Raw genomic sequence first — 25,605 nt, forward strand, 5'->3', positions numbered from 1 at the left:
CAGAATGCCCGAGTCCAGCGTGGTGGTACGCCCGGTTCCGGTGGGCAGCGGCGACTACAGCGCGGCCTCCCGATTGCAGGCTGCCGGACTCGCCCGCGCGATCCGGTTGTTCGAGGACGCCGCGGCGGCCATCCCGATCCCGCGGGCGCCGCTGCCGATCGTGATCGCCGACTACGGCGCGGCCAACGGGCACAATTCGCTGCTACCGCTCAACGCGGCGATCACGGTGTTGCGCAAGCGCACCCGCCCCGAGCACTCGGTGCTGGTGACGCACACCGATGTCCCGGAGAACGATTTCAGCGCCCTGTTCCGGGTGCTGCGCGAGGACCCGGACAGCTATCTGCGCCACGACACGGCGACCTTCTCGTCGGCCGTCGGTCGGTCCTACTATCAGCAGATACTGCCCGCCAACACCGTCAGCCTGGGCTGGTCGTCATGGTCGATCCTGTGGCTCAGCAGTGCGCCGGCGGCCGTCCCCGACCACGTGCACGCGTGGTTCAGTTCCGACGACGCGATCCGCTCCGCCCATGCCAGGCTGGCGGCGCGCGACTGGCACGAGTTCGTCGCCTACCGCGGTCGCGAACTGTGCCCGGGCGGCCGGGCCGTGGTGATGACGATGGCCGTCGCCGAGGACGGCGAGTTCGGGTACCGGCCACTGTTTGCGGCGCTGATGGCCGAACTGGCCGAACAGGTGGCACGCGGCGTGCTGACCGACGAGGAGCTGGGTGCGATGTCGATCCCGATCGCCGGGCGGCGGGCCGTCGATTTCACCACCCCGTTCGCACCGTCGGGCCGGCTGGAACAACTGACGATCGAGCATCTGGACGTGTTCGATGCCGAGGACCGGTTCTGGCGGCAGCACCAGAAGGACGGGGATGCACGGGCTTTCGGGGCGCAATGGGGAGCGTTCCTGCAGGCGACGTTGATCCCGGTGTTGGCCGGCTTCGTCGCGCCGGAGCGCCGGGCGTCCTTCGGCGCCGCGCTGGAGGCCGGGGTCGCCGCCCGGCTGGCGGCCGACCCGCAGGAGATGCAGATCCCGATGGCCCAGGTGGTGCTGCACAAGAAGCCGCGCAGCTGACCCGCTGTCGTTTCAGAAGAAGGTGGGTACCGCCGCGTCGATGAGATGCGGGCCGGGTTCGGCCAGCGCGGCGGCGAACTGCTCGGCCAATTCCTCGGCGGTGCCGGCCCGGGTCGCCGGAACTCCGAAACCCTCGGCGATGGAGACGAAGTCGATATCGGGGCGGCCGATGTCCAGCAGTGACCGGGCCTTCTCACCGATCGTGTTGCCGTCGGCCGCCCCCACCCGTGCCAATTCCAGCTGCAGGATCGCGTAGGCATTGTTGTTCAGGATGACGACGGTGATGTCGAGTTGCTCGCGGGCCATCGTCCACAGCGCCGAGATGGTGTACAGCGCACTGCCATCGGCCTGCAGAGCGATCACCGGCCGGTCCGGTGCGGCCACCGCGGCGCCGACGGCCACCGGCAGCCCCTGCCCGATCGCGCCGCCGGTCAAGGTCAGCACATCGTGTGCCGGGGCGCCTGCGGTGGCGGCGGGCAGCAGCATGCCGCTGGTGTTCGCCTCGTCGGAGATGATCGCATCATCCGGGAGCAGTGCACCGATGACGTCGGCCCAGTTTGCCGCCGTCAGTGGACCTTTCGGCAATGCGGGCGGCCCGGCGGGCGAAATCTGCACCGGCGCGGCGCCCAGCTGATCGGCCAGCGCGTCGAGCTCGGCGGGGTCCAGGACGTGCACCTGCGCGCCGCTGGGCACCAGACCGCTCGCCCGGCCCGGGTAGGCGAAGAACGCCACCGGGGCCCGGGTGCCGACCAGCAGCAGCCGGGTGGCACCGGCGAGCTGCTGCTCGGCCTGTTCGCCCAGGTAGGCCAACCGCTCGATGGCCGGGATGCCACGGCCGCGGGCCAGGCGGGCCGGGAAGGTCTCCACCAGCGGCCGCGCCCCGGTCGCCTCGGCGATCCGGGCGGCGGCGCTCAGTCCTGCCGGCCCGGTCGCCGAACCACCCAGCAGCACAACGGTATCGGAGCCGTACTCGCGGAGCAGTTCGGCCGCGGCCTGGACACCGATGCCACCCGGACCCGGGTCGGCGCCGACCGGCTCGGCCAGTGGCGCGCCCTGTTCGGCGGGGCCCCAGGAATGGTCCGCCGGCAGGATCACCGTGGCAACCCGGCCGGGCGGTCCCACCGCGCCGGTGACGGCCGCATCGACCGCGGCGGTCAGCGCGTCGGCGGTCTGCGGCCGGAACACCAGCCCGTCGGGCCAGCCGGCCAGGGCTTCGATATCGGACTGCAGTGGGGCGTCGAACTCGACGTGGTGGGTGGCGTGGTCACCGACCACATTGACCACCGGGGTGTGGGCACGGCGGGCGTTGTGCAGGTTGGCCAGGCCGTTGGCCAGTCCCGGACCCAGATGCAGCAGGGTTGCCGCGGGGGTGCCCGTGATGCGCGCATACCCGTCGGCGGCACCGGTGGCCACCCCCTCGAACAGGCACAGCACCGCCCGCATCCGCGGTGTGTTGTCCAGTGCGGCAACGAAATGCATCTCGGAGGTGCCGGGGTTGGCGAAGCACACGTCCACCCCGCCGGCCAGCAGTCGTTGCAGGACGGTATCCGCGCCGGAAGCCATCAGCGAATGGTACCGGCGCCCGGGATGAGGGGAAGATCCAGTGCGGTCACCCAGCCCGGCGGCAGATCGTTGACCGCCGGAACGGCGTTGAGTGCGCGCAGTCCGGTGGCCAGACAGCCCGCCGCGGCGGCATCCCGACCGGAGCCGTCGGTGAAGCGGAACGCCGTCTCCTGCGAGATGCTCGGTGTGCCTTCGATATCGACGCGGTAGACGTCGTTGTCGTTACCGGTCGGCCAGCCCGGGGCGGCGTCCAGGCCGATCCGGTTGACGTGTTCGAGCTGGATGCGGGTGTCCCCGCGGTACCGGCCGTTGATGGTGAACCGGACGGCGGCGACCTTGCCCGCCTCGATGACACCCTTGGCCGAGGTCCGGTCGGTCGGGGTGACCCACTTGTCCCAGGTGGTGGTGATCTCGTCGAGGGTGATCCCCGCGGCATGCGCAATCATCGGAACCGTTGCGCCCCAAGCCATGATGAGGATCTCCGGGCTCTCCAGCAGCGGGCGGTACTCGGGCGGGCGGCCGATGCCCATCTCGAACTCGTAGTCACCGGTGTAGTTGGTGTAGTCCAGCAGCTCCGAGGCCCGCACCGTCCGGACCTGCGAGCACAGCCCCATCAGCGTCAGCGGGAACAGGTCGTTGGCGAAGCCGGGGTCGATGCCGGTGGTGAAGCAGGATGCTCCCCCGGCCTCGCAGGCCTGTGTGATCGGCTGGATCCAGTTCGGCGGGTTCAGGTGCATTTTCGGCCACACCCATGGCGTCATCGCGGTGGAGGTGACGTCGATTCCCGCGCGTAGGAAGCGACTGATCAGGTCGATGTTGGCATCGGCCTGCGCGGCCGTCGGGCCGTAATGCACCAGCGCGTCCGGGCGCAGCGCGATGAGCGCGTCGACGTCGTCGGTGGCGGTGATGCCGAGCGGCGCCGCCAGCCCGCAGATGTCGCCGACATCGCGGCCCACCTTGGCGGGATTGCTGACCCCCACGCCCACGAGTTCGAAATTCGGGTGCTCGACGATCTCGGCGATCACCATCGACCCGACGAAACCCGTGCCCCAGACCACCACCCGCTTGGTCATCGCGACCCCGTCAGTAGCACCGGCGCAGACCACCGGGCTCGCAGTACAGCGGGTACTTCTGCACCGGGATCGGCAGCGGTTCCTTGAACGCGAGGGTGAACGGTTTGACGTCGATGGTCGCCGGCAGGCCGCACACCTGATTGTGCGCGATGCTGCGGGTCCCGCTCATGGTCCTGGTGTCGAACTTGAAGGTCTCGTAGATCGGTGCGGTGTCGCCGTTCGGGCAGGTCAGCCCGTCCATCGAGTTGACGTTGTAGACCCACTGCCCGCCGGTGAGCTTGGCGTCGCCGCCCTTCGCCACGCCGGTCGGGGTGGAGGCGACGTGCAGGATGCACGCGACCGGATCGCGGATCTCGACGCGCAGGTCGCCGACGACCGGCACGCAGATCGGGTAGATCGACCAGTTGGCGTCGGGCAAACCGTCCTGCCGGTAGGTGTAGTTGCCCTCCAGCACCTGCTGCTGGGGATTGGCCTGCGCCGGCGCCGCGACCCCGATCATCCCGGCGACGAGCAGCACGACACTGAACAACCCGCGAAGTGTGTTCACACGACGCAGTATTGCAGGGCGCATCTGGCACGTCCGGCGTTTGCCCCGTGAGAGGGTGCCGGTATGACCTCACTGGACGGAAAAGTCGCATTGATCACCGGGGCGTCGGCCGGACTCGGCGCCGCCACGGCCAAGCTGTTCGCCGAACGCGGGGCCAGCGTGTACGGCGTGGCCAGGGACGCCGACCGGATGGCCGAGGTGTTCGCAAATGTGCCCGGTGGGCGGTACGGCTCCTATGACATCGCCTCGGCCGAGGCGTGCGCGCAGGCGGTGGCCGACTGCGTCGCGGCCTTCGGGCGCGTCGACGTGTTGGCCAATGTGGCGGGGTTCCACCAGATGCGCCGCACCTCCTCGGTGACCGACGCGGACTGGGATCTCGACCTCGCGGTGAACCTCAACGGCCCGTTCTACCTCAGCCGCGCCGCGCTGCCGCATCTGCTGGCCGCCGGCGGCAACATCGTCAACGTCGCCTCGGTCGCCGGCGTGGAGGGCGAGGTGTACTCCGCGGGGTACTGCGCCGCCAAGCACGGCCTGATCGGCCTGACCCGCGCGCTGGCCGTCGAATTCACCAAGGAGAAGCTGCGCGTCAATGCGGTCTGTCCCGGCGGCATGCTCACCGCGCAGGTGACCGAGTTCGCCGCGCCCGAGGATGCCGATTGGGAGCTGATCATGCGTATCGCCGCGCCGCGCGGAATGATGGATCCGGTCGACGTCGCCAAGACCATCGCCTTCCTGGCCAGTGACGACGCCGCCGCAATCCACGGCGCGGTGTACCGCGTCGACAACGGGAAGGGCGCCGACTGATGACCGAAATCGTCCCGGAGACGGACACTGTCGGCACCGTGGGCAGTGCCGAGGTGCAGGGGTCCATCGGCACGGTCGGCAGCGCCGCGGTGGCCGGGTCCATCGGCACCGTCGGCAGCGCCGGGGTTGCCGGGTCCATCGCCACCGTCAACAGTGCCGGGGTGGCCGGGTCGATCGCGACGGGCGGCAGCGCCGGGGTGGCGGGCGGGTTCGCCGTCGTCGGCACGGCGTTCTCGGTGTTGTGCGCGGCACTGGTCGGGTGCGTGGCGTGCATCGCGTGCGTGGCCTGCCGCAAGTGCGCGGCCTGTGTGGCGTGCGCGGGGTGCACCGACTGTGTCGGCTGCATCGGCTGCGTGAACTGCTCGGGCCTGCGCGGGGCGGTCGGTCTGAGCAACGTGCACGCCTGACTTCACGCGCGGTGGATCAGAGCCGGCGGCGACGTCCCAACAGTGCGGCGCCACCGACCGCGCCCAGGCTGAGCACCGCGCACGCGACCGCAGCGGTGATCAGCAGCGTCTGGTTGTCACTGCCCGCGGCCGGTGCTTCCTCGGCGGCCAGCCGCAGCCGGTAGTCACCGGGCAACGGGCCCTCGCGCGGCTCGTCCAGGCCCGGGTACTGCTGGGTCCGGTGCACCTCGAACATCCGCTCGCCACCGGCGCTCTGCTTCCACACACCCCAGGCCGGTGTCGCGCCGTCGAGCAGCACGCGCCGTTCGCCGTAGCGGGCGTCATCGCCGATGTCGACGATGCGTTGCACCCGGAACGGCTCGTACACCGCATCCGAGTAGCGCACCTGCACCGGGACGTTGTCGTAGCGGAACAGCGGCGGCGGGGGCGGCGGCGCGATCGCACCGATCGTCGGGATGAACCCACCCCCGAAGAAGCTGCCGACGGCCACGCCGACCGCGGTGCTGACGGCGGTGTTGACGGCGTTGAGCACCACCGCGGTGAAGCTGTAGGCCGCCAGATCGGCGACGTACATGACCATCCGCTGCAGCGGCGGGATCGTCACCACGCGCGGCCGGTTCTGGTACTCGTAGACGATCCGCACCGGGTCGCGGTACGGGTTGACGATCATCGGCCGGTAGAACTCGTCGTACTGCACCCAGTCCGGGCTCCACTGCCGGACCCGGCGGTCGAAGTCGCGCTGCTCATCGCGCAGCTCACGCTGATCCTCGCGGAGCTGACGCTGGTCCTCGCGGAGTTCGCGCTGATCCTCCCGCAGCTCGCGGCGCTCCTGTGCCAGCCGGTCACGCTCGTCGTCGAGACCGATCAGCGAGGACAGCTGGGCCAGCTCGGCGACCTCGGCGGGTGCCGGGTTGACCTCGACCGGTGCGGCCTTGCTGGCCAGCACCACATCGTCTTCCGGCGCCTGGAGCACCTCGGGCTTGAGCGTCTCGATGACGCGGGCGACGGGCTCGACCTCGGAGGGCTGCTCGCTCTCGGTCTCGGTCGCGTCGGGGCTCGACGAGGTGTCCGTCGTCTCATCGGCCGGAGTCTCATCGGCCGGAGTCTCATCGGCCGGAGCCGCACTCGACGGTGCCGCACTCGACGGTGCCGCACTGGACGGGGCCTCGGCGGGGTCGGTGGGTCCGGCCGCGGTCGACGGGGCCTCGGTGGTACGCGGGGAACTGGGGGCGGTGGTGGTCCGCTCCGTCGTGGCAGCTCGCGGCGCCGTCTCTTCGGCCGCGGGTGCAGGCTTCTCGGCGTCGGCGTCGGCGTCGCGTTCGGCGGGCGGGGTGGCCTGCGTGGTCGTCACCTGCGTGCTCGGCCGGGTAGTGGTCGGCGCGGGCGCCGGCTTGGGCTGCGGGGCAACCGGTTCCGGCGCCGCAGTCTCAGGTTCGGCCTCGCGTTCGGGTGCGACGGTCGGCGGCGCGTTGCGCGTCGGTGCCGGCGCGGCGGTCGGCTCGGGAGCCTGCGTCTGCACCGGCGCCTGGGTCTGCACCGGGACCGGTGCGGCGGTCGGCTGCGGTACGGCCGTGACGGGCGGGGCCTGCGCCGGTGCCTCTGCGGGGGCGGCCGGCTCCTCATAGGACTCGCGGGACCCGCCTCCGCCGCCGGACCCGTCGCCGCCGCCGCCCGGGGGCGCCTCGACGACGGTGGTCTCCACGACATCGGGTTCGGCCATCGCGGGCGCGACGCCCACGGTCATCGCGGTCAGCGACAGCACCACCGTGGAGGCCACCCCGGCCACCAGGCTGCGTCGCAAGAACTCGTCACGTGCGGCACTCATCGTGCATCGACTCCTCAGGTTCAGGAGCAGGGCAATTCTCAGCCACTACTGCGTTGCGCAGTCATCTCCCCCGACACCGGCCGAATGGCCCAGCAGCTGTCTCGCATGGTTCATCGCTGTGGGCGCCGCAGTGTTACACCCGACCTCGCCTGGGTTGCCTCCGGTGGCGATCAGCGCTGACGGACTGAACCCAGGGAGGTCCCCGGGCCCGCTGACGTGCCTGAGTTCAGCCGCACCGGCCCCCGAGCCGACCGGACGGAAACCTCGCAGCTGATCTCGGGCCGGGGTCGACCCACCGCCGGGTCTGACACCATCGTGAGGTGCCCGCCCGCGACATCGTGCTCACCGACGAGTTCCGGGATGCGATGGAATTGCTGGCCGGGGGCAGGAACCTGTTCCTGACCGGCAAGGCGGGCACCGGCAAGTCGACGCTGATCCGCCGGTTCATGTCGCAGACCGATCGCAACGTGGTCGTCGTCGCGCCCACCGGGATCGCCGCGCTGAACGTCGGCGGCTACACCATCCACCGACTGTTCGGCTTCACGTCCACCACCACCCTGGCCGACATCACTACCGGCCGCTATTACCCCGGACGATTCGCCCGAACGGTGCAGGGCCTGGACACCCTGATCATCGACGAGGCCTCGATGGTCCGCGCCGACCTGTTCGACAAGGTGGCCGCCGCGCTGGCCCGGTTCGGCCCCGATCCGGGCACCCCGTTCGGCGGCGTGCAGGTGGTCCTGGTCGGCGATCTGTACCAGCTGCCGCCCGTCGTCACCGAGGGCGAGGCCGCGTTCTTCACCGACCGCTATCCGACCCCGTACTTCTTCTCGGCCGACACTTTCGACCGCGACGATTTCCCGATGGTCTCGCTGACCACGGTGTTCCGCCAGCTCGGCGACGACCGGATGACCGCCATCCTCAACGAGATCCGCGAGGGCGTGCTGCTCGGACACGCCCTGGCCGAACTCAACGCCCGCACCGACCCGGACTTCGTGCCGCCCGACGACGAGTTCTGGCTCACCCTGGCCCCGACGAACCGGCTGGTCACCGCACGCAACCGCCAACAGCTGGACCGGCTGGCCGGTGACGAGATCAGCCACCACGCGCGCCAGAGCGGGGACCTGAGCCTGTTCGACCCACCCGCCGACGAGACGCTGCGTTTCAAGGTTGGCGCGCAGACCATGATGCTGACCAACGATCCGGCCGACCGCTGGGTCAACGGCACCCTGGGCAAGGTGATCGCCCAGGTACAGGGCGACGAGTCCGCGGTCGTCGTCGAGTTCACCGACGGCAGGTGTGTCGAGGTCGCGCCCTTCACCTGGGAGGCCACCCGGCCCGTCGTCGACGGCGGATCGCTGCGGCACGAGGTGTGCGGCACCTTCACCCAGCTGCCGTTCAAGCTGGCGTGGGCCATCACCATCCACAAGAGTCAGGGCCAGACCCTGGACCGGTTGGTCGTCGACCTCACCGGCGGCATGTTCTCCCACGGCCAGCTCTATGTCGCGCTGAGCCGATGCACCTCGATGAGCGGTCTGGTGCTCAAACGCCCTGTGCTGCCGAAGGATCTGAAGACCGACCGGCGGATCGCCCGGTTCCTGCAGACCGCCGACGGCGACGACGGCGGCGCCCGCCGGTACTGCGGCATCGGCATCATCACCGTCGGTGACGAGGGCCGGATGTCGCGGCCCCGCCCGGTCGAGCTGGCCATCGCCTTCGACGACGGCACCGCGGTGAGCACGCTGATCAACCCGCAGCGCGACCTCGCCGACGCGCGGGCCGCCCACGGCATCACCGTCGCCGACATCCTGCTGGCCCCCACCCTGGCCGAGGCCTGGTCGGTGATCGCGCCGATGCTGACCGGCTGCACCCCGGTCGGCCCCCGCATCGACGAGGTGCTCGGCCTCATCGACTTCGAGCTCAAACGGCTCGGGCAGACCGTCGTCATGCCGTTGGGTGCCGAGCCGCCCGGCCGCACGACCGGCGCAACAGCCCTGCAGCGGGCCACCGCCGCATTGACGGTGTTCACCGAATCCGGCGTCGCGGCAACCGGTTCCACACCCTTCGGCGATCCCCCGGAGTCGCTGTCGGGGCACCTGCTCACCCGCGACCCGGCCGCGACACCGGTCTCGGCGCGGCTGCCCGCGCTCTCGGCGCTGCTCGACGTCAGTCGGCACATCGGGCCCGCCCTGCTCGGCCGGCCCGCCGGGGAGCCACCGCCGGACACCCCGTGGACCCACGCCGCCCGGCATTCGGTGGCCGCGCAGCTGCGCGCGGCGGCCGGCCGGGCGCGCCTGACCGGGCAGGCAGTGCAGCGCCTGCAGGCCGCCCAGGAACTCCTCGACGTCGAGATCGTCGATACCGCAATGCTGTCCGCGGCCGCGGGCGCCGACATCACCGCGGTGCTGGTTCCGGGCGCACGGATCTGCTTCACCGGCACCGCGTTGGACGCCGCCGGCCGCGAGGTCACCCGCGAGGAGATGATGCGCATCGCCGAGGGCGCGGGCCTGGCTCCGGTGAAGTCGGTGACCAAGACCCGCTGCGAGGTGCTGGTCTCCGCCGAGGAAGGCACGCAATCCGGCAAGGCCCGCAAGGCCCACGAGTTGGGCAAGCCGGTGTTCGCAGCCGAGGAGTTCCTGCAATGGGCCCGTCACCGCTCGTCGTTGCCGCACACGCCTTAAGGTCGAAGCCGTGAACCGGCTGGACCGCTTCTTCGAAATCACCGCACGCGGCTCGACGATCTCCTCGGAGCTGCGCGGCGGCGTCGTCACGTTCATCGCGATGGCCTACATCATCGTGCTGAACCCCATCATCCTGTCCGGCGCGCCGGACGTCACCGGCAACCAGCTGGGCTTCACCCAGGTCTCCGCGGTCACCTCGCTGGCCGCCGGTGTGATGACCATCCTGTTCGGGGTCATCGCCCGGCTGCCGTTCGCCTTCGCCGCGGGGCTGGGCATCAACTCGTTCTTGGCCTCCTCGGTGGTCGGCGAGCTGACCTGGGCCGAGGCGATGGGCCTGGTGGTGATCAACGGCATCATCATCGTGCTGCTGGCCGTCACCGGGTTGCGCCGACTGATCTTCGACGCGGTGCCGATCCAGCTGAAGCTGGCCATCACCGCGGGCATCGGGTTGTTCATCCTGTTCATCGGACTGGTCGACGCCGGCTTCGTCGCCTCCACCGGCGGCCCGTCACCGCCGGTCGGCCTCGGCAGCGGGGGTGCGGGATCCATCAGCAGCATCCCGACCGTGGTGTTCGTGTTCACCCTGCTGATCACCGGCATCCTGGTGGCCCGCAAGATCCGCGGGGGCATCCTGATCGGGCTGATCACCGGCACCGTCGTTGCCGTCGTCATCGAGGCGATCTGGCATCTGGGGTCGGCCACCGAGAAGCCCGGCGGCTGGGGGCTGTCGGTCCCGACGCTGAGCGGTTCGCCGTTCGCGGTGCCGGATCTGTCCCTGGTCGGCGAGTTCAGCCTCGACAGCGTCAGCCGCATCGGCATCCTGGCCGCCGTCATGCTGGTGTTCACGTTGGTGTTCACCAACTTCTTCGACGCCATGGGCACCTTCACCGGGCTGTCCAAGCAGGCCGGGGTGTCCGACGAGAACGGCAACTTCCCCCGGCTGCAGTCCGCGCTCGTCGTCGAGGGCGCGGGTGCCGTGGTCGGCGGCGCGGCGTCCGCCTCGTCGAACACGGTGTTCATCGAATCCGGCGCCGGCATCGGCGAGGGGGCCCGCACCGGGCTGGCCAGCCTGGTCACCGGCGCGCTGTTCCTGGCCGCGATGTTCCTGACCCCACTGGCGGCGATCGTGCCCACCGAGGTCGCCGCGGCGGCGCTGGTCATCGTCGGCGCCATGATGGCCTCCCACCTGCGCGATATCGACCTGGCTGATTTCTCCATCGCGCTCCCGGTCGTCCTCACGGTGGCGGTGATGCCGCTGAGCTACTCGATCGCCAACGGCATCGGCGTCGGCTTCATCTCCTGGGTGATCGTGCGGACCGCGGCGGGCAAGGGCCGCGAGATCAGTCCGCTGCTGTGGATCGTGGCCGCCGGCTTCCTGCTGTACTTCGCGCGCGGCTGGATCGACTCGCTGATCGGGGCATGACCGTCGACGCCGAGCGACCCATTCGGCGACGCCACATCATCCGACTGGCGGTACTGGCCGCCTTCCTGCTGGGGCTGTGGTACCTCATCGGCATCGAGCGGGTCATCGATCTCGACGAGATCCGCGGCGCCGTCGCCGCCACCGGACCGGCGGCTCCGCTGGTCTACGTCGTGGTGTCGGCCGTACTGGGCAGTCTGTTCGTGCCGGGTCCGCTGCTGGCGGCCGGCAGCGGCCTGCTGTTCGGCCCCCTGGTCGGTGTGTTCGTCACCCTCGGCGCCACCGTCGGCACCGCGACGATCGCCGCCATCGGCGGCCGGCGCGCCGGCCGGGAGAGCACGCGCGCGCTGCTGGGCGCCGAGCGCGCCGACCGCATCGACGCCCTGATCGCCCGCGGCGGCCTGTGGGCGGTGGTGGGCCAGCGTTTCGTACCGGGCATCTCCGACGCGGCCGCCTCCTACGCGTTCGGGGCGTTCGGGGTCCCGCTGTGGCAGATGATGATCGGCTCGTTCATCGGATCGGCGCCGCGCGCCTTCGTCTACACCGCGCTGGGCGCCTCCGTCGGTGATCTGAACTCGCCACTGGCGTATGTGGCGATCGGGGTGTGGTGCGTGACGGCGATCATCGGGGCGTTCGCCGCCCATCGCGGCCTGCGCGGCTGGCGGGCGTCCCGCACTCCGGGCACCGACAGCGGCCCGGAAGTGCGACCGGAAAACGAATGATCCGGGCCCCGATTCGCACCTTCGGCGTCTCTACCGGATGATCGGGGCATGAAGCGCGATGTCGGTGCCGAGCTCGAGGTCGACATCACCGCTCCCACCACGCTGGAATTCCAGATCGCGGTGGCGCCGCAACCGGGCGCCGAGGTCCACGAGTCGCTCAGCTTCGTCCTGGACGGCACGCCGATCGAGGCCCAGGAGATCAGCGGTACCCACGGCAACCGCATTCACAAATTCGACGCCGGTGTCGGCCACCTGCGGGTGGATTATTCGGCGACCGTGATCGGTTACGCCGATCCCCCACCGGTCACCGATTACGACCTGTCGATGTATCTGCGGCCCAGCCGGTACGCCGAGGCGGACAAACTGTTCGGATTCGCGGGAACCGAATTCGGCGACGTCACCGAGCCGACCGCGCTGCTCGAGCGGGTCTCCAGCTGGGTCGGGCGCCGACTGCAGTACGTGCCCGGATCCAGCGACCCGATCGACGGGGCGGTCGACACGATGCTGGCCGGCGCCGGGGTGTGCCGCGATTACGCGCATCTGGTGGTCGCGCTGCTGCGCGCGGTCAAGGTGCCCGCCCGGCTGGTGTCGGTCTACGCGCCGGGGCTCTACCCGATGGACTTCCATGCGGTCGCCGAGGCCTTCGTCGACGGCCAGTGGCGGGTGGTCGATGCCACCCTGCTGGCCCCGCGCCAGAGCCTGGTCCGCATCGCGACCGGCCGGGACGCCGCAGACACCGCCTTCCTGGACAATCACAACGGCGCCATCACGTTGAGTCTGCTCTCGGTGCGCGCCATCACCGACGGGATGCTGCCCACCGATTCGGTCGAGCAATTGGTCACCCTGCACTGACCACCGGCGCGAGACGACACTCACAGAACGACCAGTTAGGGCAGGCTGTCCTGCCATCGGCGGCGCGAATCTGGTAAGAACGAAGCACCTCTAACAGACCAGGAGGAGAGACCGGCGTGCCCGACTCTTCAGCGGCGACGGTCGTCACTCCCCGGGAGCAACACCGCGGCGGCCTTGCCAAGTTCATCCGCAAGTTCGCGGTCGTCATCATCATCGGCTGGATCGCGATGGTCGCGCTGGTCAGCCTGACGGTGCCGCCACTGGAGACCGTCGGCCAGATGCGCTCGGTGTCGATGAGCCCCGAGTACGCCCCGTCGGTGATCGCCAGCAAGCGCATCGGCCAGGTCTTCGACGAATACCACTCCGACAGCCAGATCATGATCGTGCTCGAGGGCGAGGAGAAGCTCGGCGCCGACGCGCACTATTACTACAACGATCTCGTCGACCGACTCGAGGCCGACACCGCGCACATCGAACACGTCCAGGACTTCTGGGGCGACCCGCTGACCGAGGCGGGCGCGCTGAGCGCCGACGGCAAGGCCGCCTATGTACAGGTGTTCCTCGCCGGCAACATGGGCGAGGCGCTGTCCAACGAATCGGTGGAGGCGGCCAAACAGATCGTCGATGCCGTCGCACCGCCGGCAGGCATCAAGGTCTATGTCACCGGCGGGTCGGCGCTGATCGCCGATCAGCAGATCGCCGGTGACCGCAGCGTGCAGGTGATCGAGAGCGTCATCTTCATCGTCATCATCACGATGCTGCTGCTGGTCTACCGGTCCGTCCTCACCACGATCCTGGTGCTGGTCATGGTGGTGCTGGGGTTGTCGGCCGCGCGCGGTGTGGTCGCCTTCCTCGGCTATCACGAGCTGATCGGGCTCTCGACCTTCGCCACCCAGATGCTGGTGACACTGGCGGTGGCCTCGGCCACGGACTACGCGATCTTCCTCATCGGCCGATATCAGGAGGCCAGGTCGGTCGGCGAGGACCGAGAGTCGGCGTATTACACGATGTTCCACGGCACCGCGCATGTGGTGTTGGGCTCGGGTATGACGATCGCGGGCGCCATGCTCTGCCTGCACTTCACCCGGTTGCCGTACTTCCAGACGCTCGGCATCCCGATGGCGTTCGGCATGGTCACCGTGGTGGTCACGGCGCTGACGCTGGGTCCGGCCATCGTCACCGTCGCCAGCCGCTACCGCAACCTGCTCGAACCCAAGCGCGCCATGCGCATCCGCAGCTGGCGGCGTATCGCGGCCGTCGTGGTGCGCTGGCCGGGCGCGGTGCTGCTGGCGACCATCGTGCTGTCGCTGATCGGCCTGCTCGCGCTGCCCGGCTACCGCACCAACTACAACGACCGCAACTACCTGCCCGAGAACCTGCCCGCCCAGGAGGGCTTCGCCGCCGCCGAGCGGCACTTCTCGGTGGCGCGGATGAACCCCGAGGTGCTGCTCGTCGAGACCGACCGCGATCTGCGCAACCCAGCGGACTTCCTGGTCATCGACAAGATCGCCAAGGGCATCTTCCGGGTACCGGGGGTGGGCAACGTCCAGGCCATCACCCGGCCGCAGGGCGAGCCGCTGGAGTTCAGCACCATCCCGGCGCAGATGAGCATGAACGGCGCGAGCCAGCAGATGAACCAGGCCTACATGGACGACATGTTCGCCAACATGCTCGCCCAGGCCGATGACATGCAGTCGACCATCGACACCATGACCCGCATGGTGGGCCTGATGACCGAGATGAGCGCCACCACGCAGAGCATGGTGACCAAGTCCAACGATATGGCCGTCGACATCGCCGAGTTGCGGGACAACATCTCCAATTTCGACGACTTCTTCCGGCCGATCCGCAATTACTTCTACTGGGAACCGCACTGCTACAACATCCCGATCTGTTGGTCGATGCGCTCGGTCTTCGACGCCCTGGACGGCACCGACCGGCTGACAACTCAGTTCGAAGAGGTGCTGCCGGACCTGAACCGGATGGCCGCGCTGATGCCGGAGATGCTGGAGGTCATGCCGCAGCAGATCGCGACGATGGAGTCCTCGCGCGACATGATGCTGCGGATGTATCAGACCCAGAAGGGCATTCAGGACCAGGGCATGGAGATGTCGGCGAATCAGAGCGCGATGGGCGACGCGTTCAACGATTCCAAGAACGACGACACCTTCTACCTACCGCCGGACATCTTCAACAACGAGGATTTCAAACGCGGTATGGAGAGCTTCATCTCCCCGGACGGAAAGTCCGTGCGGTTCATCATCTCTCACGCCGATGACCCGCTGACCCCCGATGGCATCGAACTGATCGACCAGATCAAGACCGCCGCCAAGGAGTCGATCAAGGGGACCCCGCTGGAGGGCTCGAAGATCTACATGGCCGGTACCGCCTCGGCGTTCAAGGACATGCAGGAGGGCAACAACTACGACCTCATCATCGCCGGGGTCGCCGCGCTCAGCCTGATCTTCATCATCATGCTGTTGATCACCCGGTCGCTGGTGGCCTCGGCGGTGATCGTCGGCACCGTGGTGCTCTCACTGGGCGCGTCGTTCGGTCTGTCCATCCTGATCTGGCAGCACATCCTGGGCATCGAGCTGTATTTCATGGTGATGGCGATGGCCGTGATCGTGCTGCTCGCCGTCGGCGCGGATTACAACCTGCTACTTGTCGCGCGTATGAAAGAGGAGATCCACGCCGGCCTGAACACCGGCATCATCCGGGCCATGGGCGGCACCGGTTCGGTGGTGACCGCGGCCGGCCTGGTGTTCGCGTTCACCATGATGTCGATGTTCGTCAGCGAGATGGTGGTGGTGGCGCAGGTCGGCACGACGATCGGTCTGGGCCTGTTGTTCGACACTCTGGTGATCCGGTCGTTCATGACGCCGGCCATCGCGGGGCTGCTCGGCAAATGGTTCTGGTGGCCGCAGCTGGTGCGACAGCGGCCGGCCCGGACGCCACCGCCGCCCCGGGAAACTGCCTCCGTATGAGCGATTGGGCGCCTCATGCGCCACTCTGTGGCCCTGTGACCTCACCTGAAACATCGCTCAGCAAATTTTCTCGGTGAGCATTCTTACCCGTCTTCAGCGAGCAGTGCTGCGCCATTGCTGTAACATTGTCCGTAATTTGCGACTTTGGCGAAGAATTGAGCAAACGCGTCAATATCGGCTCCGGCGAGTACGATCTTGATGCCCCCGGCACTTGCGCCGTCGCATGAAGCGGGGACCGGACGGAGGCAGGATGAGCACCGCGGATCGTTCGCGCCGGTCCATGCCTGCTGCACATGAGGGCCTGGGGCTCGACTACACCCGCGGTATGGAGCGGTTGCTGCACACCGTGCAGGAGCTCTCGCTGGCGCGCAGCCTGCCCGAGATCCAGCGGATCGTGCGGGCCGCCGCCCGCGAACTGACCGGATGCGATGGCGCCACCTTCGTGTTGAAGGACGACGGCATGTGCTACTACGCCGATGAGGACGCCATCGAGCCGTTGTGGAAGGGCAGCCGCTTCCCGCTGGAGAACTGCATCAGCGGCTGGGCGATGACCAACCGGCAAGCGGCCGTCATCCAGAACATCTACGCCGACGACCGGATCCCGCACGCCGCCTACCGGCCGACCTTCGTCAAGAGTTTGGTCATGGTGCCGATCCGGAAGCTGGATCCGGTCGGGGCGATCGGCAACTACTGGGCGACCGAACGGCTTCCGACCGAGGAAGAGGTCTCGCTGCTGCAGGCACTCGCCGACGCCACCTCGGTGGCGATGGAGAACGTGCAGATCTACGCCGAGTTGGAACAGCGCGTGCTGGACCGGACCGCGGATCTGGAGCGCGCCAACGATGCGATCCTGCAGCTGTCGGTGACCGACGACCTGACCGGTGTCACCAACCGGCGCGGGTTCTATCTGGTGGCCGAGCCGGCGCTGCACGCCGCACGCCGCGACGGGCTGGACTGCATGCTGGGTTTCATCGATGTCGACGGACTCAAGCTGGTGAACGACAGCCTGGGCCATGTCGTCGGTGATGCCCTGATCGCCGATGTGGCCACGGTGCTGCGCGACACACTGCGAAAATCCGACATCCTCGCCCGCATGGGCGGCGATGAATTCTGCGTGCTCGCAATCGGTTCCGAGAGCGATCCGGCGGCTTTGAAGGCGCGGCTGACGGCGGCGATGCAGCAGTTCAACGATGCCGCGGGCCGGTCCTACCTGGTCTCGGCCAGCATCGGGTTGTTGCGGGTGCCGTTCGGCGACAACAGCTGCCTCGATGAGCTGCTGGCATCCGCGGACGAGCTCATGTACGCCGAGAAGCGGGCACGGCCGGCCTGACCCACCCCCGCTGTCCCGGCGCCCCGTTCGGCGCTCTCGGCGTGGCGCGATCCCCAACGGCGTCGAACGTGTGTTCTAATCGGTGTCGCAACCGGCCCGCCGACTGCGGGCGATGAACCGGGAGGACTCACCGTACCAATGACTTTCGACACCGTGACCGCCGACGCTCCTGACCTCGTTCCTGCCGGCGAGCCCAGCACTGCACCCGCCCCCGGGCCGGCGACCGAGTCCGGCACCGCCGCCGAGGCTCCGAAGAAGGCTCCGGCGAAGCGGGCCGGCCGGAAGGCCAAGACCATCGAGCTCACCCTGACCGTGACCGGCACCGCCGACGGCGAATGGCAGGCCGAGCTGAAGCAGGGCAGTAATTATCTGGCCCGCGATATCGCCGTCGCTGCCGCGGCCGTCTCCCGGGCCGCCAAGGAGCTGCACGAAGACCTGTCCACACCCATCGACGCGATCATCGACGAGGCGCGCTCCGTGCAAGCGGCACGGGTCGCGGCGTTGGAAGCCGAACTGGAGGCCGCGCGGGCGGCGCTGGCCGGGCTGGACTGATATCCGGCCGGTCAGTTGTCCGTGGGCGGGGCCTTGGGTTCGAAGGGTGTGTACCACCACCAGTGGGCTTTCTCCCCCGATGGTCCGCGGCATGGTGCGACATGCGGTGGCGGTCCGGTGGGTGGGCGTGCCAGCGATGCTGAGGTCAGGGTGCGGCCCTGGGAGTCGGTGACGGTCAGCGCATCGGCGGGCCCGGTCAGGGTGATCTCACCCTTGTGATGCAGGCGGTGGTGAAAGGGGCACAGCAACACCAGGTTCCACAACTCGGTGGGCCCGCCGTGCTCCCAATGCAGCAGATGATGGGCATGCAGGCCGCGGGTCGCCCCGCAGCCGGGCACCACACAGGTCGGGTCGCGGTGCTCCAACGCCCGCCGCAACCGTCGGCTGATGGTGCGGGTGGCACGCCCGGAGCCCATCGGCACACCGTGGCGTTGCAGCCACACCTCACAGGTGGCGTCACACAGCAGGAACTGACGATCAGCATCGCTGAGCACCGGTCCCAGGTGCAGGGCCGCCGATGCCTTCTCGATGTCGTAGTGCACCACCACCGTGGTGTGCGCCCCGTGCGGCCGCTCAGCGGCCTCGGCGTCCCAGCCGGCCTCGATGACACTCATGAACGCATCCACATTGTCGGGGAACGGCGGCGCCGGATCAGTGGGCACACTGACCTGATCCTCGATGCGCACCTGCGGCACGGTCGCGGCGTCACGGTCGGCTTGGGCGTCGCGATCGCGCCGCCACTGGGCGATCAACCCCTCCTTGCGTGCATCCAACGCGGCATCGAACTTGGCGGCCTCCAACTTCGGCAGCCGGACCCGGTAGCTGGTGTACCCGTCTCGCTCGATCCGACTGAATGACCGCTTGGGTTCCGGTGCGGGTTCGGGGTCGGGGCGGGGTTCCTGCTTGACCGCGGTCCGCAACTGGGTGACGGTGGCAGTTTTGGCCAGCTCGGCGTAGTGGTCATCGGAGCCGTCGGCGGCATGTTCGGCGATCACCCCGAACTGATCGACCGACAACTGCCCCGCACGCAAACTCTCGGCCAGCCGGGGAAACACCCCGATGCGTTGGGCGATCGCCACCATCACCTGAGCATTGCGCGGTGACATACCGAACCGCCAGGCCACCAACTCCGGCAACGAACGGCATCCGGTGTCACCCCACAGCGAGGGGCCGTCTCCGCCGTCGATCTCGGCGACGATGTCCACCAGCCGCCCGTCGAGGGCGTTGCGCTGACCGATCACCTCGGCCGCCTCGGCGTACAACCCCAGCAGCCGATCCGACACCGCATCCGCCGCATCAGCGGCGAAAACATCTGTGGGAGGCGGCATACCACGATTCTAGAGAGGGGGTCCGACAAGTAGCGTCCACGAAAACCCGGCGCACACCGCGCTCGTCGCGCACACTTCTCATTCGACGGTGTCGGCACGCGAGGAGAATGCGATGGTTCGCAGGACAACACACCGCCGGCGTCTGAAGCCCCTGCGCCGGTCACGGATCAGCGGCTACCGCGGCGGCTGGGCCTTGGTGACGGGTGCGGCCCGCGATGTCGGCCTGGGTTACGCCTTCGCCCGGCAACTCGCCGCCGAGGGCCTGAACCTCATCGTGGTGGATGTGCTCGCCGATGAACTGGCGACACGGGCGGCAGAGTTGCGCGGTGAGTTCGGCGTCGACGTGGTCGCCGTGCCCTGCGATATGGCCGATCCGGATGCCATCGCGCGGATCGCCCGTGCCGCAGACGGTATCGACGTCGACGTGCTGGTGTGCAATCACATGTTCACCCCGCCGGATACGCCACGCATCCTGGACATGCCGCTGGAGGTGCACCGCCGGATGATAGACGTGAACGCCCGCGGGTACACCGACCTGATCTATGTGTTCGGCAACCAGATGCGAGCGCGTGCAACAGGTTCGATCATCGTGGTGGCCTCGGGTGTCGGTCTGACCTCCAGTCCGTTCACGGGTGCTTACGGGGCGAACAAGGCGTTCCAGGTCTGCCTGGGCGAGGCCCTCTGGTACGAGCTTCGCGGCACCGGGGTCGACGTGCTGGTGATGCTGGGCGGGCTGATGAACACCCAGGGTGACAAGTTCGATGCGTATCCGCAGTGGTTGATCTCGGAGCCGCGCGACGTGGTGCGCCGGGTCCTCACCGCCGTCGGCCGCAAACACCTGCTGGTGCCGAGCCTGCCCAACCGACTGTTCCTGCTCGCCCAGACGCGGCTGATGACCCGCCGGCGGGCGGTGTTGTCGATCGGGGACTTCATGGCCAAGGGGCTGGGCAAGCACGAACCCAGCGACCACACAGTTAGCTGAAGTAACCTTCTCGGCAGCGAGTAGCGGAAGGGTGATGATGATCTGGGGCGAGCTGACAATCCTCGACGGCATCATGGCGGCGGTGTTCGCCAGCTGCGTCTTCGTCTACATCACCCGACTGGAGAACCGGACGCCGCACCCGATGGGCGAACAGGTCGGCGCGCACAAAGCGGTGCTGGCCAAGGTGCGCAAGCGCCAGCCGATCACCCGCGACGAGTACGACTACGCCCGCGAACTGGTCGACGACGCGCGCTCGCCTCTGGCGCTGGCCATCCCGGCGACCCTGTTCTGCATGGGCTTCTTCTACGTGGTCGGCTGCCTCTACGAACTGCATGTGCACGGCGGCGACCCGTCGTTTCGCACCTTCGTCGGCGGGATCCCCATGCTCACATCGATGAACATGGCCGCCCAACTCCGCCGCGTCGCGCGCCTTCAGGGCAAGCTCGACGGCATCGCCGTCACGTCGTAGGCACCACCGGATCGCCGTCCTCCCACAGCGGCAACTGCTGCTCCGTCGCGCGCGGGCGCACCGTCCGAACGGCCGGCCGCTGCCGGACCCGCAGCGGCCACCAGAACCACCGGCCGAGCAGGGCCGCGATGGCCGGAGTCATGAAGGATCGCACGATCAACGTGTCGAACAGCAACCCCAAGGCTATCGTCGTCCCGATCTGACCGAGGATCTTCAGATCGGCGAAGACGAAGGACGCCATGGTCGCCGCGAAGACCAGACCGGCCGCCGTCACCACCGCACCGGATCCGCCCATCGCCCGAATGATGCCGGTGTTCAACCCCGCGTCGATCTCCTCCCTGAACCGGGAGATCAGCAGCAGGTTGTAGTCCGAGCCCACGGCGAGCAGCAGAATCACGGCCAGCGCCAACACGATCCAGAACAATTCGGTGCCCACGATGTCCTGCCAGATCAGCACCGACAGCCCGAACGACGCGCCCAGGGACAGCGCCACGGTGCCCACGATGACCAGCGCGGCCACGATGCTGCGCGTGATGAACACCATCACCAGCAGGATCAACGACAGCGCGGCGATCGCCGCGATCATCAGGTCGTACTTGGCGCCGTCCTGGATGTCCTTGTAGGTGGCGGCGGTGCCGGCCAGGTAGATCTTCGATCCGGCCAGCGGCGTGCCCTTGACGGCTTCCTGCGCGGCATGCCGGATCGCGTCGATATGCGCAATACCCGCAGGCGTGGCGGGATCACCCTCGTGCGTGATGATCATCCGGGCCGCTTTGCCGTCCGGTGACATGAACAGCTTCATGCCGCGGACGAATTCGGGATTGGTGAAGGCCTCCGGCGGTAGGTAGAACGAGTCGTCGGTCTTGGCTGCGTCATACGCCGTGCCCAGCGCGGTGGCGTTCTGCAGTGCCGCCGCGGCCTGATCGTTGAGACCGGATGTGGTGGCGTAGTTGGTCATCGTCAGGTCGCGGTTGGTCTCCTGGCTCGCGATCTGCGGTGGGATCAGTGCCAGCAACTTGGGCTGCAGCGCATCGAGTTCGGCGATACTGCCCGACACACTGTTCAGCTGGTCGGTCAGGGCATCGACACCGTCCAGCGCATCGAACAATGAACGGATCGCCGCGCACATCGGGATGTCGAAACAGTGCGGTTCCCAATAGAAGTAGTTGCGCAGCGGCCGGAACTGATCGTCGAAGTTCGCGATCTTGTCGCGTAGATCCTCGGCGGTCTGCACGGTCTGCTCGAAGGCTTTTGACTGCGCGTCGGTGACGGCGCTGGACTGCTGTTGCAGCGCATACTGCTGACGCAGGATGTCGATCGAATTGTTGATCACATCAACCTGTTTGAGCAGATCTTCCCCACGGGCCTGCTGAAAGGGCAGATTGTTGATCTGCGATGCGCTGCTCGCGCTGATCTGGAACGGGATGGAGGTGTGATCCAGCGGCGTGCCGAGCGGGCGCGTGATCGATTGAACCTGCGCGATACCGTCGGTGTGGAAGACCGCCTTGGCCACCCGTTCCAGCAGGATCATGTCGGTGGGGTTGCGCAGATCATGATCGGTTTCGATCATGAGCAGTTCAGGATTGAGCCGTGCCTGCGAAAAGTGGTGTTCCGCAGCCGTATAGCCGACATTCGCGGGAGCGCTCGACGGCAGGTAAGGCTTCGCGTCGTAACTCGTCTCATACTGCGGCAGTGCCAGGAGGCCGATGAGGGCGATGGCGACGGTCGCGGCCAGGATGGGGCCGGGCCAGCGGACGATCGCCGTGCCGATCCGGCGCCAGCCGCGGGCGCGCATCGGGCGGGCCGGTTCGAAAAGCCCGAAGTGTCGACCGATGGACAGCAGCGCGGGCGCCAGGGTCAACGCGGCCACGACCGCGACCAGGACTCCGGTGCCGGCCGGGATGCCCAGGCTTTGGAAGTACGGCAGCCGGGTGAAGGTCAGACAGAGCACGGCCCCGGCTATCGTCAGGCCCGAGCCCAAGATGATGTGTGCGGTGCCGTGGTACATCGTGTTGAACGCCTGGACACGGTCCTGGCCGGCGTAGCGCGCCTCGTGAAAACGGCCGAGCAGGAATATCGCGTAGTCGGTGCCCGCCGCGATGACCAGCAGCGTCAGCAGGTTCGTCGAATAGGTCGACAGCTCGATGATCCCGGCATTGGCGAGCACGGCGACCACGCCGCGCGATGCCGTCAGCTCGATCATCACCGTGAAGATGACCAGGAACACCGTCGTGAGACGCCGGTAGAGCCAGAACAGCATCACGGCGATGACGCCGAGCGTGATGAGTGTGGTCTTCAGTGTGCCGTGCCGGCCCACCTCGAATTGATCGGTGACCAGTGGCGCCGCCCCGGTGACGTACACCCGCAGACCGTCCGGCGGCGGGTTGTGGTCGACGATCTCGCGCACCGCATCGACGGACTCGTTGGCCAGCGATTCGCCCTGGTTGCCGGCAAGGTAGAGCTGGACCAGCGCGGCCTTGCCGTCGGAACTCTGCGAGCCGGCCGCGGTCAGCGGGTCGCCCCAGAAGTTGTCGATGTGCTGGATGTGTTCGGTGTCGGCCGAAAGCTTCTGCACCAGGCCGTCGTAGTAGCGATGTGCGTCCGGGCCGAGCGGTTGATCGCCCTCCAGGACGATCATCGCCGAGCTGTCGGAGTCGAACTCCTGGAACACTTTGCCGATCTGCTTGCTGGCCTGCAGCGAAGGCGCGTCCTGCGGGCTCAGCGAGACGTTGTGCTGTTCGGCGACGGTCTCCAGCTGTGGGACAAAGACGTTGGTGACCACCGCGAGCGCGAGCCAGAACAGCGCGATCAGCACCGAGTACCGCCGGATGAAGTCGGGAATCCGGTTGCCGCTCATCCGGACTTGTCCAGGCAGTAGGTGAAGGCGTTGACGGTGTTCATGGTCCTCTCGTCCTTGACCGCGTCGTCGATGGTGATGCGGCAGCCGATCCAGTCGCCAGTGCCCTGTGCCGACACATTGACGGCGACGGCGGGCTGGGTTGTCGTCGCGTCATAGGCCCACGGCAGGATGACGTTGTCGGCGCGTTGCGGCTGGGCATCCACGTCGAGGTAGGTGATGGTGGCCGCCGCCCCCGGCGGGCCGAACACCTCCAGGACCACGTGCTTGGGGTTGAACGGAACGATCTCGTCGGCCGCCCCGCTCGGGGTGGAGACGACATCCTCGGACGCGAAGACGCCGTGTAGGCGGTACACCGCGAATCCGGCGATCGCGATGACCACCACCGCCGTGACGAGCGTCCACCGCCGCATCAACTGGCTGCCGATGGAAACACGTTGCATCCGTCACCCTTTCATCAGCGTTGGCCGATGCCGGCAGCGGCAGATCCCGTTAGGAACGCTAATAAACTTAGTTGACAGTACGGTACACAAGCGGACCTCACAACAGGTAGCCGCTGACCCGAAAATGGCTCGGCCACAGGGATTTAGCAGGGAATCCACAGGTTCGATCGGAGCGGCGGGCAGCGATCCCGGCTACCGTGTCCGGTCGGGCGCCCGATCGGCGCGTGCGGCCGCCGACAGCCGAATGCTCGAAGTGGGGCGGGCGGGGCTCGAACCCGCGACCTAGGGATTATGAGTCCCCAGCTCTGACCGACTGAGCTACCGCCCCGACGCGTGATGCGGCACCTATGTTCGCACAGCGCCTCGCAACGACCGGCACCGCGGTTACGCTCAGCCCGTGACCAGACTCCTACTGAACACCGCGGTCTTCCTCGGCTCCTCGGCAATCGGTCTGCTGGTCGCATCCTGGCTGGTCTCGGGCGTGACCCTGCGCCCCCTCGGGTTCCTGACCGCGGTGGTGATCTTCACCGTCGCCCAGGCGATCCTGTCCCCGTTCTTCCTGAAGATGGCCAGCCGCTACGCCACGGCCTTCCTCGGCGGGATCGGCCTGGTCTCCACCTTCGCTGCGCTCTTCCTCGCGTCGCTGTTCTCCAGCGGCCTGTCCATCCGCGGCGTCGGCTCCTGGATCGCCGCCACCGTCGTCGTCTGGCTGGTCACCGCCGTGGCCACCGTCGTGCTGCCGATGCTGGTGTTCAAGAAGAAGACCGCTACGAACTGAACACCGGGATCCCGTCGGCCCCCAACAGGTACACCTCGGTCCCCTCGGCCACCCGCGGCTCGTCCCCACCGAGTGCGACCGCGATCTTGTTGGTGGCGTTGCGCATCACGTCCAAGGTGATCTCGACCGCCTGATCGGGCGAGAAGTGTTCGAGCACAACGGCGGCCGCATCGTCCACCGCCGACGGCGTCCAGATCAGCGCGTCGACATAACCCAGCGCGGCCTTGTGCGCCTCGGTCAGCTTCTCCGAGTTCTGATACGTCTCAATATCGGCGTACAACGATTCCGAACCGCCTACCTCCAGCGCCGCCGATTCGCGCAGCGACCGGCACAACCGGCAGTTGTGCTGCACCGCTCCGCGCAACCGGATGATCTCGGTGGTCAGTGGATCCAGTCCGCGCAGCGCCCCGACCGCTCCGGTGAACGTGTTCAGCAGCGCATCGGCCGGATGCGTGGTGTGGTCCCAGCCGTCCGGGTCGGGGAACTCGATCCCCAGGGCTCCGAGCCCGGCCCGCACCCGCGGCAGGAAATCGGCGACGAACAGCAGCGAGGCAACGCTGAGCACCTCGGCCCCGAACGCCGCCACCAGCGCGCCGCGTTGCTGCACCGATACGCCGGTGACATCGGTGCTGAACTGCTCGGCGACGGCCGCCAACATCGGCTCGGTCTCCGAACTCGGTTCGGTGGGGACCTCGAAGGGCAGTGGCTCCAGGCCCAGTGCCTGGGCGCACGCCGTGCGCAGCACCATGTTGTCGCGGGTCAGGCCGTTCGGGGACAACGCGATCAGGCCGGTCAGGTTATCGAGCACACCCGCAGTATCCGCCCCCCGTCGGCGCCGCGACGCGCGATTACCGAATCCGGCCCTCCCACGAGCGTGCGCAAACTCCGCCCGGAACACGGTGTGTCG

21 protein-coding genes and 1 tRNA gene are annotated in these 25,605 nt (G+C 68.2%); 13 read left to right on the forward strand and 9 right to left on the reverse strand.

Translation table 11 applies throughout. From position 1 onward, the window contains the following. The first annotated feature begins 4 nt into the window (after positions 1-4). A complete protein-coding gene (locus tag BST17_RS04825) occupies positions 5-1,078 on the forward strand; it encodes a class I SAM-dependent methyltransferase (RefSeq protein ID WP_083055798.1) in 1,074 nt (357 codons plus the stop codon). Between the two features lie 12 nt (positions 1,079-1,090). On the opposite strand, the gene BST17_RS04830 is transcribed toward BST17_RS04825, so the two are convergent. Genes BST17_RS04830 through BST17_RS04840 form a run of 3 tightly spaced genes read right to left on the reverse strand, consistent with a single transcriptional unit; the run spans position 1,091 to position 4,261 of the window. Further along, positions 1,091-2,641: an acetolactate synthase large subunit gene (locus BST17_RS04830; protein WP_083055799.1), complete on the reverse strand. Its 1,551-nt coding sequence runs from the start codon at positions 2,639-2,641 to the stop codon at positions 1,091-1,093. Beyond that, positions 2,641-3,714, reverse strand: a complete 1,074-nt coding sequence (locus BST17_RS04835; RefSeq protein ID WP_083055800.1) for an NAD(P)H-dependent amine dehydrogenase family protein — start codon at positions 3,712-3,714, stop codon at positions 2,641-2,643. Before BST17_RS04835 ends, BST17_RS04830 begins: the two co-directional genes overlap by 1 nt. Positions 3,715-3,724: 10 nt before the next feature. Then, positions 3,725-4,261, reverse strand: a complete 537-nt coding sequence (locus tag BST17_RS04840; RefSeq protein WP_083055801.1) for a DUF4148 domain-containing protein — start codon at positions 4,259-4,261, stop codon at positions 3,725-3,727. Between the two features lie 63 nt (positions 4,262-4,324). Between BST17_RS04840 and BST17_RS04845 the strand changes: the two genes are divergently transcribed. Together BST17_RS04845 and BST17_RS04850 are read left to right on the forward strand one after the other, a co-directional pair. Next, a complete protein-coding gene (locus tag BST17_RS04845; protein WP_083055802.1) occupies positions 4,325-5,065 on the forward strand; it encodes an SDR family NAD(P)-dependent oxidoreductase in 741 nt (246 codons plus the stop codon). After that, a complete protein-coding gene (locus BST17_RS04850) occupies positions 5,065-5,472 on the forward strand; it encodes a hypothetical protein (RefSeq protein WP_083055803.1) in 408 nt (135 codons plus the stop codon). Before BST17_RS04845 ends, BST17_RS04850 begins: the two co-directional genes overlap by 1 nt. A gap of 16 nt (positions 5,473-5,488) precedes the next feature. Here the strand turns inward: BST17_RS04850 and BST17_RS04855 are convergent, their stop codons facing one another. Next, a complete protein-coding gene (locus BST17_RS04855; protein ID WP_083055804.1) occupies positions 5,489-7,297 on the reverse strand; it encodes a hypothetical protein in 1,809 nt (602 codons plus the stop codon). A gap of 365 nt (positions 7,298-7,662) precedes the next feature. On the opposite strand from BST17_RS04855, the gene BST17_RS04860 reads away from it, so the two are divergent. The 7 genes from BST17_RS04860 (at position 7,663) to BST17_RS04890 (ending at position 17,841) form a co-directional block, all read left to right on the forward strand. Continuing rightward, entirely contained in the window at positions 7,663-9,978 is a 2,316-nt protein-coding gene (locus BST17_RS04860) for an AAA family ATPase (protein WP_207573573.1), read from the forward strand. 10 nt (positions 9,979-9,988) lie between these two features. Then, the gene (locus BST17_RS04865; protein ID WP_083055805.1) at positions 9,989-11,401 is read left to right on the forward strand and encodes an NCS2 family permease; all 1,413 of its coding nucleotides are present in this window, start codon (positions 9,989-9,991) and stop codon (positions 11,399-11,401) included. Next, positions 11,398-12,120 (forward strand): TVP38/TMEM64 family protein, encoded by a 723-nt coding sequence (locus tag BST17_RS04870; RefSeq protein WP_083055806.1) that lies wholly within the window; start codon positions 11,398-11,400, stop codon positions 12,118-12,120. Before BST17_RS04865 ends, BST17_RS04870 begins: the two co-directional genes overlap by 4 nt. 48 nt (positions 12,121-12,168) lie before the next feature. Then, positions 12,169-12,972 carry a transglutaminase-like domain-containing protein gene (locus BST17_RS04875; RefSeq protein ID WP_083055807.1) on the forward strand — a complete coding sequence of 268 codons (804 nt, stop codon included), beginning with the start codon at positions 12,169-12,171 and terminating at the stop codon, positions 12,970-12,972. Between the two features lie 116 nt (positions 12,973-13,088). Continuing rightward, positions 13,089-15,959 (forward strand): MMPL/RND family transporter, encoded by a 2,871-nt coding sequence (locus BST17_RS04880; RefSeq protein WP_083055808.1) that lies wholly within the window; start codon positions 13,089-13,091, stop codon positions 15,957-15,959. Positions 15,960-16,209: 250 nt separating this feature from the next. Then, positions 16,210-17,289, forward strand: coding sequence for a GGDEF domain-containing protein (locus BST17_RS04885; protein ID WP_083055809.1), 1,080 nt, complete (start codon positions 16,210-16,212; stop codon positions 17,287-17,289). Between the two features lie 138 nt (positions 17,290-17,427). Then, positions 17,428-17,841: a DUF6319 family protein gene (locus tag BST17_RS04890; protein WP_083055810.1), complete on the forward strand. Its 414-nt coding sequence runs from the start codon at positions 17,428-17,430 to the stop codon at positions 17,839-17,841. A gap of 11 nt (positions 17,842-17,852) precedes the next feature. On the opposite strand, the gene BST17_RS04895 is transcribed toward BST17_RS04890, so the two are convergent. Next, positions 17,853-19,169 (reverse strand): HNH endonuclease signature motif containing protein, encoded by a 1,317-nt coding sequence (locus BST17_RS04895; RefSeq protein ID WP_083055811.1) that lies wholly within the window; start codon positions 19,167-19,169, stop codon positions 17,853-17,855. Between the two features lie 112 nt (positions 19,170-19,281). Between BST17_RS04895 and BST17_RS04900 the strand changes: the two genes are divergently transcribed. Then, complete coding sequence (locus BST17_RS04900; RefSeq protein ID WP_133053510.1) at positions 19,282-20,151, forward strand: SDR family NAD(P)-dependent oxidoreductase; 870 nt, start codon at positions 19,282-19,284, stop codon at positions 20,149-20,151. A 37-nt stretch (positions 20,152-20,188) separates the two neighbouring features. After that, positions 20,189-20,620 carry a hypothetical protein gene (locus BST17_RS04905; RefSeq protein WP_083056057.1) on the forward strand — a complete coding sequence of 144 codons (432 nt, stop codon included), beginning with the start codon at positions 20,189-20,191 and terminating at the stop codon, positions 20,618-20,620. On the opposite strand, the gene BST17_RS04910 is transcribed toward BST17_RS04905, so the two are convergent. From BST17_RS04910 to BST17_RS04920, 3 genes are all read right to left on the reverse strand, one after another. Further along, positions 20,610-23,477, reverse strand: a complete 2,868-nt coding sequence (locus tag BST17_RS04910) for an MMPL/RND family transporter (protein WP_083055813.1) — start codon at positions 23,475-23,477, stop codon at positions 20,610-20,612. The two genes, BST17_RS04905 and BST17_RS04910, sit on opposite strands and share 11 nt — an antisense overlap. Continuing rightward, positions 23,474-23,920 carry an MmpS family transport accessory protein gene (locus tag BST17_RS04915; RefSeq protein ID WP_083055814.1) on the reverse strand — a complete coding sequence of 149 codons (447 nt, stop codon included), beginning with the start codon at positions 23,918-23,920 and terminating at the stop codon, positions 23,474-23,476. Before BST17_RS04915 ends, BST17_RS04910 begins: the two co-directional genes overlap by 4 nt. Before the next feature lie 254 nt (positions 23,921-24,174). Next, positions 24,175-24,248, reverse strand: a tRNA-Ile gene (locus BST17_RS04920). Between the two features lie 69 nt (positions 24,249-24,317). On the opposite strand from BST17_RS04920, the gene BST17_RS04925 reads away from it, so the two are divergent. After that, complete coding sequence (locus BST17_RS04925) at positions 24,318-24,698, forward strand: phage holin family protein (protein WP_083055815.1); 381 nt, start codon at positions 24,318-24,320, stop codon at positions 24,696-24,698. Here the strand turns inward: BST17_RS04925 and BST17_RS04930 are convergent. Further along, positions 24,688-25,506 carry a carboxymuconolactone decarboxylase family protein gene (locus BST17_RS04930; protein ID WP_207573571.1) on the reverse strand — a complete coding sequence of 273 codons (819 nt, stop codon included), beginning with the start codon at positions 25,504-25,506 and terminating at the stop codon, positions 24,688-24,690. The two genes, BST17_RS04925 and BST17_RS04930, sit on opposite strands and share 11 nt — an antisense overlap. Positions 25,507-25,605 lie beyond the last annotated feature (99 nt).

This window comes from Mycolicibacterium bacteremicum (assembly GCF_002086115.1).
GTDB classification, from domain to species: Bacteria; Actinomycetota; Actinomycetes; order Mycobacteriales; family Mycobacteriaceae; genus Mycobacterium; species Mycobacterium bacteremicum.